The organism is Nocardioides jensenii JCM 1364 = NBRC 14755 (assembly GCF_001552535.1).
Taxonomy (GTDB): Bacteria; Actinomycetota; Actinomycetes; order Propionibacteriales; family Nocardioidaceae; genus Nocardioides; species Nocardioides jensenii.
On the sequence record NZ_BCRJ01000093.1, the window covers coordinates 1 to 9235 of the forward strand.

The window sequence follows — 9235 nt, forward strand, 5'->3', positions numbered from 1 at the left end:
TGAGGCCGGAAGATCTCCACTGAGGCGGCGGCAGGTGCCCGGGTCAGGCGTCGTCGATGCGGTTGCCCTGCTCGTCCCAGTGCTCGGCGACCTTCTTCGAGGGCTGCACGCGCGGCGGCTCCCCGGGCATCTTGGGGTAGTCGGGCGGATAGTTCAGCTCGACCGCACCCTGCTCCTCCCACAGCTGCAACAGCGGCTCGAGCGAGTGGGCGACGTCGTCGATCGTCGCCCACGGGTCACCGTCGGCGACACGGTCGGGCACGGTGAACAGGTTGAACTCGCGCGGGTCCTTCAGGTCGGCCAGCTCCGCCCAGGTGACCGGGGTCGAGACCGGGGCACCCGGCAACGGTCGAAGTGAGTACGCCGAGGCGATCGTGCGGTCGCGTGAGTTCTGGTTGAAGTCGACGAAGATGCGCTCTCCGCGTTCCTCCTTCCACCAGGCGGTGGTGACCCCGGAGTCGCGCTTCTCCAGCTCGCGACCGAATCCGATCGCGGCATGTCGCACGTCGACGAAGTCCCATCGCGGCTCGATCCGCACGAACACGTGCACACCGCGGTTCCCGCTGGTCTTCACGAACCCGGTGATGCCCTTCTCCTCGAGGAGCTCCCGGGCCACCCCGGCGACGCGCACCGCGTCCGCGAACGACGTACCGGGTTGGGGGTCGAGGTCGATGCGCAGCTCGTCGGGCCGGTCGACGTCCGCGCGACGCACGGGCCAGGGGTGGAAGGTCAGCGTGCCCATGTGCGCGCACCAGACCGGGACCGCGATCTCGGTCGGGCAGACCTCGTCGGCCGTGCGTCCCGAGGGGAACGTGATCGTCGCGGTCTCGAGGTAGTCGGGGGCACCCTTGGCCACCCGCTTCTGGTAGAACGCGTCGGCGTTCTTGTCCTGCGGCCCGGTGGCCAGCTTCATGCCCTCGCGTACGCCGGAGGGCCACCGCTCCAGGGCCGTGGGGCGCTCCCGCAACGCGCGCATCAGTCCGTCGCCGACCGACGCGAAGAACTCGGCCACCATCAGCTTGGTGACCTCACCCGTGCTCTCCGTGGCCTCGTAGATCACTCGATCGGGGCTGGAGACGCGCACCGCGCGCCCGCCTGCGTCAACCTCTGCGGCCGGTGCCTTCGCCATGGCGGACACGCTACCCGCCGCGTCGGTCTCCCGGGCGGCAAGGCGGGCAGCCTGCTCGAGACGGCATCGCCTCCGACGTACGACGTCACCGTCGAGATCGACTGCACACCGTTGGCCGAGGAGGACGAGGCTTTCGCCGAGGACGCCCCGTTCGCGGACCACGCCGAGCTGACGTGAGCCCCTCGGCCGCCAACCAGGAGGAGGCGTCACGACACCACGAGGGCGCCGTCCGGTCGAAGCCGGGACGACGCCCATCGCAGTGTTGGTGGAACTACCGCCCGTTCATCTGGGCCTGCTGCAGGTCGGCACGCAGGTCGGCAGGCATCCGGTCGGCCGCGCCTGCCGAGACCGACGGCTTCCTGGCCGCAGCGGCCGGCTCGGGCGCTGGGGCCGGAACCGGGTCGCACTGCAGGTCGCTGCCGTTGCCCTTGGACCGCTTGGGCAGCTCGCCGGTGTCGAGGTAGGTGGCGATGGTGTCGTCGGTGCACGCGATGCCCGACAACGACCCGGAGTGGGTCGTGCCGCCGACACCCTCGATGAGGAAGGACGTCGGGAAGACCTTGCGGGTGGCGAGTGCACCGGTGAAGACCGTCGCCGCATCGTTCGTCTCGCCGATCATCAGGATCTTCGACTTCACCTTGTTGCCCTTGACCTTGAACGCCTTGCGCGACGGTGCCGGCCAGTTGAGGCAGGGCGCGTTGTACCAGGTGTTGCCCCACGTGAGGAACGGGTAGTCCTGGTGCAGCTTCCACGCGTCGGCCTCGGTCTTCTTCTGGCTCGGCCAGTGCGCGTCGGTGCACTGCACGCCGTTGTAGACCGCGAATCCGTTGTCGTCACCGGGGCCGGCGTACTGGGCCATGATGCCGCTTCCGTCACCGTCGTTGACCAGCTGGGCGTAGGCGTGGCCGAGGTCGACCCAGCCGTAGACGTAGTAGCCGGCCGAGAGCATCACGTCACCCAGCTCGTCGGGGCCCAACTGGCCGCCGGCAGCCGGGGTGGCCTCGAGCTCGTCGAGGAGTTGGTAGTAGCCGGTCTTGATCGCCTGCCAGTCGGTGCCGAGGCCGAACGCGGCATCGTTGTCCGCGAGGTACTTCCAGTAGACGTCCATGTTCTTGTCGAACTGGATGTTCTGGTCGAGGTTGGCCTCATAGAACGCGTTCTTCGCGTTCAGCACGCCGTCCCAGACGAAGCGGCCGACCTGCTCGGGGAACAGGGTCGCGTAGACCTGACCGAGGTAGGTGCCGTAGGAGAAGCCGTAGTAGTTGAGCTTCTCCTGGCCCTCTGCCTTGCGCAGGCTGTCGAGGTCCTGGGCGACGTCGGTGGTGTGCATGTGCGGCAGCAGGGCGCTCGCGTCGGCGGTGGCACAGGACTCCGCGTAGCCCTTGGTGGTCTCGCGCCACCACGCCAGGTCGGCGGGATCGTCCGGCACGTAGTCGGGCCGGTCATATCCCATGCCGGCGTAGTCCGGGTCGCAGCTGAGCGCGGGCTCGCTGCTGCCGACTCCGCGGGGGTCGAAGCCGTACCAGTCGTACTTCGCGCCGACGCCGTTGGGGATGGCCGGGGCGAGGATCGGGTAGATCAGGCCGGAGCCGCCCGGGCCACCCGGGTTGACCGCGATCATGCCCTTGTAGTCATCGTCGGTGTGCATCAGACGGCTGACCGCGATCTTGATCGTCGTCGAGTCCGGCCGGTCGTAGTCGAGGGGCACGATCATCATTCCGCACTCTGCACCGGCGGCCTTGAGCCGCGCGTTGTCGCACTCTCCCCAGTCGATGGCCGGCGGGGTGTAGCCCGCGCCGGCCACGGGCTTGCCCGGCTTGTCCGGTGCTGCGGCGCTTTGACCAGCCGGCACCAGAAGCGCGATGCCCACCGAGATCGACGCCGCGATCGTCAGTACTTTCTTCACTTTTCATCCCTTCGAGATGGATCGCCGGGAAGACTTCCGGCCAAGACCTGACATTGCCGCGTTCCATCGCCTTCGTCCAGACCTTCGCGGTCACAAACTGGTCGCGCTCCCACGATCTGCTTCCCGACGGCCCGCGAAGAGTCACTGGCTAGACTGAAAGCATGGGCTACGAGGTTGAGAAGACGGACGAGCAGTGGCGTGAGGAACTGACCCCCGAGGAGTACGCCGTGCTCCGTCAGGCCGGCACCGAACGCCCCTTCGTCGGCAAGTACACCGACGCCGAGGACACCGGCGTCTATCGCTGCAAGGCGTGCCAGGCCGAGCTGTTCACCAGCGACACCAAGTTCCACTCCGGCTGCGGCTGGCCGTCGTTCTACCAACCGATGACCGACACGGTGGAGTACGTCGACGACACCTCCGCCGGGATGAAGCGGACCGAGGTGCGCTGCGCGAACTGCGGCTCGCACCTCGGCCACGTCTTCCCCGACGGGTTCGGCACCCCGACCGGCGACCGCTACTGCATCAACTCGATCTCACTGACGCTCGAGCCGAAGGCCTGATCTCTGGCAGTCTGGCCGGGCATTCCGGCCGGGCATTCCGGCCGGGCATTCCGGCCGGGCATTCCGGCCGGGCAGCCTGACCGGGCAGCCTGACCGGCATTCCGGCCGCGCGCCAGGCCGCGAAGCCGCCGACCACGTCGGTGGCTGCCCACACCCCGAGCTGACGCAGTGAGTCCGCGGCCAACGACGAGGTGTAGCCCTGCTGGCACAACACCACCACGCGTGCGTCGTACGACGCCAGCGGCAGCCGGGTCTCGCTGCGCGGGTCCAGACGCCACTCGAGGACGTTGCGGTCGATGACCAGCACCCCGGGCAGGTCCTCGACGACACCTTCGGTCACGCGCTGTGCCTCGGGCCTGATGTCGACGAGGATCGCCCGGCCACCGATCACCTCCTGGTACGCCGCCCGCGCGCTGACCCTGTCCAGACGGGAACGGGCCTGGGCCAGCATGTCGTCGACGCCGTCGAAGTAGATCTCCTCGAACCGTCGAGCGGTCACCACGGCGGTCACCACCCCTCTCCTGCCCGCTCGATGCCGTCGATCTCGAGGCGCCCGTCGACCAGCTGGTAGCGGGTCATGGTGGTCAACCGGGGCGAGTAGGCGTGCACCGAGAGGGCTGGCGTCGTGCCCAGATTGCGCACGTCGTGGATGTGCTCGGAGTTGAAGGCCCACGCCTCGGCGACGCCGAGGGTGCGCACCTTCTCGCTGTGCTGCTCGCCGCCCTGCCAGCTGTGCTCGGTGAGCTCTCCGGCGATCGTGGTGAACGCTCCCCCGGCGGTTCCGTGGTCGTGCCAGCCGGTGCTCGAGCCGGGCGGCCACGAGATCAGCCAGAGGGAGAAGTCGTGGTCGGAGACCAGCTCGGTCCACTGGCGCTCGGTGGGGTGCGGGTCGTGGAGGTGCAGCAGGTCGGGGTCGTCGGCGTGCTCACGCAGGGTCTGGAGCAGGGGCAGGACGGTCAGGATGGTCATGGTGTCTCCTGTGCTGGAGGTGGATGTCTGGGGCGCGGTGAGACATCCACGGACACAGGTCACTGGCCGTGCGGAGCAGGTCGACGTGCAGACGGCGGAACGCCGGGTAGGACATGGGGACTTCTCTCGGTGGGCGCACGAGGGTGCGCGGGTCTCGGCCGGAATCAGGCGAGACGACAACACTCACCGGCCGCGACGAGGCGCGCGCCGTGAATGTCCACTACCGAAGTCATGTTTCAAGTGTGCGGGTTGTGCCGGGTCGACACAAGCGCATCTCACGCTCTGGTCAGGCGGTCACGGGAGACGCTCGAGCAGCTCGGCCGGCGTCGCCTGGGTGCCGGTGTAGAACGGCACCTCCTCGCGCACGTGGCGGCGGGTCTCGGAGCCGCGGAGGTGGCGCATCAGGTCGACGATGCGGTACATCTCGTCGGCCTCGAAGGCCAGGATCCACTCGTAGTCGCCCAGAGCGAACGACGGCACCGTGTTGGCGCGGACGTCCGGGAAGTCACGGGCCATGCCGCCGTGCTCGGCGAGCAGGCGGCGACGCTCGGCGTCCTCGAGGAGATACCACTCGTAGGAGCGCACGAACGGGTAGACCGCGATGTGCTTGCGCGACTCCTCGGAGAGGAACGCCGGCAGGTGGCTCTTGTTGAACTCGGCCGGGCGGTGCAACGCCATCTGGGACCAGGCCGGTGAGACGCGCCTTCCGAATGCGGTACGTCGGAACGCGTTGTAGGCGGCCTGGAGCTTCTCGGACTCCTCGGCGTGCCACCAGATCATCACGTCGGCGTCGGCCCGGAACCCGGACACGTCGTAGGTGCCACGCACGACCACGTCGTCGGCGGCGAGCTTCTCGTAGAACGCGGCCAGCTCCTGCGCCTCGGCGGCTCGGTCCTCGGCCGGCGCGTCGCCGTACACCTCGTCGAGCTTGAAGACCGACCACATCGTGTAGCGGACCTTGTCGTTCAGTTCGCGGATCTGAGCGGCATGGGTGGGAGCAGGGTTCGACATGCCTCCATTGTGCCCAGTCGCGATACTCCCTGACGTTCGGCCCCTCGGTCCGGCCTCGCCGGGGGTCCGAACGTCAGGGAGTATCGGGATGGAGGAGGCGGGCGACGGCGCGCTCCGCCGAGGAGATCACGGCGGGGATGCCGATGCCGTCGTACGCCGCCCCGCACACGGCCAGACCCGGCACCTGCGCGACGGCGGCCCTGATGCGTGACACCCGGTCGAGGTGGCCCACCGTGTACTGCGGCAGGCCGCCGCCCCAGCGCTGCACCAACGAGTCGACCGGCCGCGCCGAGATGCCGGTGGCCAGGGCGAGGTCGGCCAACGACTGGGCCACGAGCTCGTCGTCGGCGAACTGGAGGCTGGCCTCCTCGTGGTGGCGCCCGATCGAGGTGCGCAGCACCAGCAGCCCGCCACCCGCCTCGCGGACCCAGTCCCACTTGTTGAAGCTGAACGTGGCCGCCTTGATCCGGCGCCCGTCAACCGGTGGGACGAGGAATCCCGATCCCTCGAGACCGACCAGGTCCGCCGCGCGGAAGGCGAGCGTGACGATCGCCATCGACGCGTAGTCGATCTCGGCCAGCGCCGACGCCGCGTTCGGGGCGAGGTCGCCGAGCAACCGGGCCGCTGGGGTCGCCGGAATGGCCAGGACCACCTCGTCGGCCGCAATCAGCTCCGGGTGCGTCGTCGGACCGACGAGCACCTCGAACCGCGTCTGCTCGGGACCCTCCACGCGCCGCAGCGCACGCACGGTGGTCGACGTGCGCACCTCGAAGCCGCCTGCCGCGACGAGCTCGAGTGGCAGCCGACCGACACCGCCCACCAGACCGGCGAAGACCGGCACGTCGGAGGGTGTGGGCGTCGCACGGGCAGCCTCCAGCAGGGAGAGCGACCGCTCCAGGAGCGCCACGACCTGCGGGATCGTGGCCCGCGCGGAGAGCTCGGTGGCGTGCCCGGCGTAGACGCCGCCGAGCAGCGGCTCGACCAACCGGTCCACGACCTCGACGCCGAGACGCCGGGCCACGAAGTCGGCCACCGACACGTCATCGCCCTCGAGTGCGATCACCTGCTCGGCGCGGGCCCGGGCCACGCCGTGGTCGGAGAGTACGCCGGACGCGGCCAGCTGTTCGAGGTCGGCCGGGACGCCCATCACCGAGCGCGGCAGGGGGCGCAGCGCGTCACGGGTCCAGAGCCGGGAGGAGAGCGTTCCGGGGTGCACCAGGTCGAGCCCGAGCTCGCGGGCCAGGCCGGTCGCCTCGGGACGACGGTTCAACATGGCCTCGGCGCCGACGTCGACCTGCACTCCCCCGACCTCGGCGAGTCGGAGCTTGCCGCCGACCTGCGGGGCGGCCTCGAGCACGGTCACCCGCCGGCCCTGCTGAACGAGGCGACGAGCCGCGGTCAACCCGGCGATTCCGGCACCAACGACGACGGTTCGAGTCACCCGCCCAGCCTGCCACGTGGTCAGACGGCGGCGCGGACGCGGGCCTCGATCTCCATCCGGCGGAAGCCGCTGCGGTGGAAGACCAGCGGGTCACCGAAGCCGTCGCCGCCGACGGCGTGGAGGCGAAGCAGCACGATGGTGTGGTCTCCGGCCTCCACCTCCTGGTGGATCGTGCAGTCGAACTGGGCCAGGCCGTCGTCGAGGGTGACCGCCTCGTCGGAGGTGACCGAGACCGCCAGTCCGTGGAAGCGGCTCTCCACGGGACCGGCGAGCTGGCGGCAGACCGAGCCGTGGTGCTCGGCGAGGATGGTGACGCCCAGGTGCCGGGCCCGTCGCAGGTCGGGCCAGGTCTTCGACGTGTTCGCGATCGAGAACGACACCAGCGGCGGGTCGAGGCTGACCGAGGTGAACGAGCTCGCGGCCAGACCGGTGAGCTGGCCGTCGACCTCGGCGGCCACTGCGACGACTCCGCTCGGGAAGACGCCGAAGGCCTCGCGCAGCGCTGCGGGGTCGAGGTCCTGGTTGGTGGTCAGCGTGGTCATGCGGGGGCTCCTTCGTGGGAGGCGGTCAGAGAGTCGATCAGCGGTCGGTTGACGGCGAGCCAGTCGGTGAACGCATCCGGGTCGTCGTACGCCCCGTCGATCAGGTAGAGCGCCGGAGCCGGCAACGTGGCGCCGATCTCGACGAGCACCGGTCGCAGGGTCAGCTCGGGCGCCAGTGCGTGGCCGGGGCCGGCCCCGAGCATCAGCGGTACGGCGACCGTGCCGCGCAGCGCGTCGGGAGCGAAGCGGTCGAGGAACACCTTGAGCAGGCCGGTGTAGGTGGCCTTGTAGGTCGGGCTGGCGATCACCACCAGTTCCGCGGACGACACCTCGGCAACCAGCCTGGAGACGGTGGTGTCCGACCAGTCGAGGAGCGCGGGCCCGATCGAGCCGAGGTCGACGACCAGCGGGTCGACGGCACCCAGCTCGGTGGCGAGCCGCACGGCGGCCTCGTAGGTGCGCGAGCGCGGCTTCGGGTTGCCGACGACGACCGCGACCCGGGTCACGAGGCGGCCTTGCGTGCGGCGAACGGAACACTCGCGACGGACGAGACGGGCGCGGGTGCCGGGTTGGTCCACCGACCCCGCGCGGCCAGGACCGGCAGGACGCCTTCGCCGAACGCGTAGGCCTCCTCGAGGTGCGGGTAGCCGGAGAGCACGAACTCGCTGATGCCCAGCTCGGCGTACTCCTCGATCCGGTCGGCGACCTCCTCGTGACTGCCGACCAGGGCGGTGCCGGCTCCGCCGCGGACCAGGCCGACGCCGGCCCACACGTTGGGGTGGATCTCGAGGTCGTCGCGGTTGCCCCAGTTGAGCTCGAGCATGCGGCGCTGGCCCTCGGACTCGCTCTGCTTGAGCCCGGCCTGCACCTTCTCGATGGTGGCGTCGTCGATCGAGTCGAGCAGTCGCTGAGCCTCGGCCCAGGCCAGCTCGGAGGTGTCGCGGGCGATGACGTGCATCCGGATCCCGAACCTGATCTCGCGGCCTTCCGCCTCGGCGAGTCCACGGATCCAGGCGATCTTCTGCGCCACCGCGGCCGGCGGCTCGCCCCACGTCAGGTAGACGTCGGCGTACTTCGCGGCCACGTCACCGGCGGCCGGCGAGGAGCCACCGAAGTAGATCTCCGGTGTCTCGTGCGGCACGGCCGCCAGCTGTGCCCCCTGCACCCGGATGTGCTCGCCCTCGAAGTCGACGGTCTCGCCTGCCCAGAGCCGGGTGACCACGTCGAGGAACTCCCCACACCTGGCGTAGCGACCGTCCTTGTCGAGGAAGTCGCCGAAGCCGCGCTGCTCCGTGCTCTCGCCGCCGGTCACGACGTTGAGCAGCAGGCGGCCACCCGACATGTTGGTGAACGTGGTGGCCATCTGTGCGGCCAGGGTCGGTGAGAGCAGCCCCGGGCGGAACGCGACCAGGAACTTCAGCCGCTCCGACAGTGAGGCAAGCATCGCGGTGGAGATCCAGGCGTCCTCGCACCACGCGCCGGTCGGGGTCAGTGCGGCCTCGAATCCCAGCTGCTCGGCGCTGCGCGCGATCTGCCCGAGGTAGGGCACCGAGGCCGGCCGGCCCTGGGGTCCGGCATCGGCGTCGACACCGTGGCCGCCGCTGAGCACGTAGCGGCTGTCGCCGCCGTTGGTGGGCAGGAACCAGTGGAACTTGAGGTCGGTCATGTCGTTCCCTT

10 protein-coding genes are annotated in these 9235 nt (G+C 69.9%); 1 reads left to right on the forward strand and 9 read right to left on the reverse strand.

Annotation, left to right across the window (positions count from 1 at the left end; all coding sequences use genetic code 11):
* Positions 1 to 43: 43 nt before the first annotated feature.
* Positions 44 to 1129 (reverse strand): DNA polymerase domain-containing protein, encoded by a 1086-nt coding sequence (locus tag NJ4_RS19510; RefSeq protein WP_067439118.1) that lies wholly within the window; start codon positions 1127 to 1129, stop codon positions 44 to 46.
* Positions 1130 to 1400: 271 nt separating this feature from the next.
* A complete protein-coding gene (locus NJ4_RS19515) occupies positions 1401 to 3035 on the reverse strand; it encodes an alpha/beta fold hydrolase (RefSeq protein ID WP_067439121.1) in 1635 nt (544 codons plus the stop codon).
* Positions 3036 to 3196: 161 nt separating this feature from the next.
* Here NJ4_RS19515 and msrB point away from each other — a divergent pair, with 161 nt between their 5' ends.
* Positions 3197 to 3595 carry a peptide-methionine (R)-S-oxide reductase MsrB gene (gene msrB / locus NJ4_RS19520; protein ID WP_067439124.1) on the forward strand — a complete coding sequence of 133 codons (399 nt, stop codon included), beginning with the start codon at positions 3197 to 3199 and terminating at the stop codon, positions 3593 to 3595.
* Here msrB and NJ4_RS19525 read toward each other — a convergent pair.
* From NJ4_RS19525 to NJ4_RS19555, 7 genes are all read right to left on the reverse strand, one after another.
* Complete coding sequence (locus tag NJ4_RS19525) at positions 3558 to 4106, reverse strand: rhodanese-like domain-containing protein (protein WP_217996923.1); 549 nt, start codon at positions 4104 to 4106, stop codon at positions 3558 to 3560. The two genes, msrB and NJ4_RS19525, sit on opposite strands and share 38 nt — an antisense overlap.
* A complete protein-coding gene (locus NJ4_RS19530; RefSeq protein ID WP_067439127.1) occupies positions 4103 to 4564 on the reverse strand; it encodes a cysteine dioxygenase in 462 nt (153 codons plus the stop codon). Before NJ4_RS19530 ends, NJ4_RS19525 begins: the two co-directional genes overlap by 4 nt.
* A gap of 294 nt (positions 4565 to 4858) precedes the next feature.
* Entirely contained in the window at positions 4859 to 5575 is a 717-nt protein-coding gene (hemQ, locus tag NJ4_RS19535) for a hydrogen peroxide-dependent heme synthase (RefSeq protein WP_067439129.1), read from the reverse strand.
* A 73-nt stretch (positions 5576 to 5648) separates the two neighbouring features.
* Entirely contained in the window at positions 5649 to 7016 is a 1368-nt protein-coding gene (gene hemG / locus NJ4_RS19540) for a protoporphyrinogen oxidase (RefSeq protein WP_067439132.1), read from the reverse strand.
* Positions 7017 to 7036: 20 nt separating this feature from the next.
* The gene (locus NJ4_RS19545; RefSeq protein ID WP_067439135.1) at positions 7037 to 7558 is read right to left on the reverse strand and encodes a flavin reductase family protein; all 522 of its coding nucleotides are present in this window, start codon (positions 7556 to 7558) and stop codon (positions 7037 to 7039) included.
* A complete protein-coding gene (locus NJ4_RS19550) occupies positions 7555 to 8064 on the reverse strand; it encodes an NADPH-dependent FMN reductase (protein WP_067439138.1) in 510 nt (169 codons plus the stop codon). The genes NJ4_RS19545 and NJ4_RS19550 overlap by 4 nt, the downstream gene beginning before the upstream one ends.
* Positions 8061 to 9235 (reverse strand): LLM class flavin-dependent oxidoreductase (locus NJ4_RS19555; RefSeq protein WP_245644637.1); only part of this gene is annotated, 1175 nt, incomplete at its 5' end. The genes NJ4_RS19555 and NJ4_RS19550, both read right to left, overlap by 4 nt.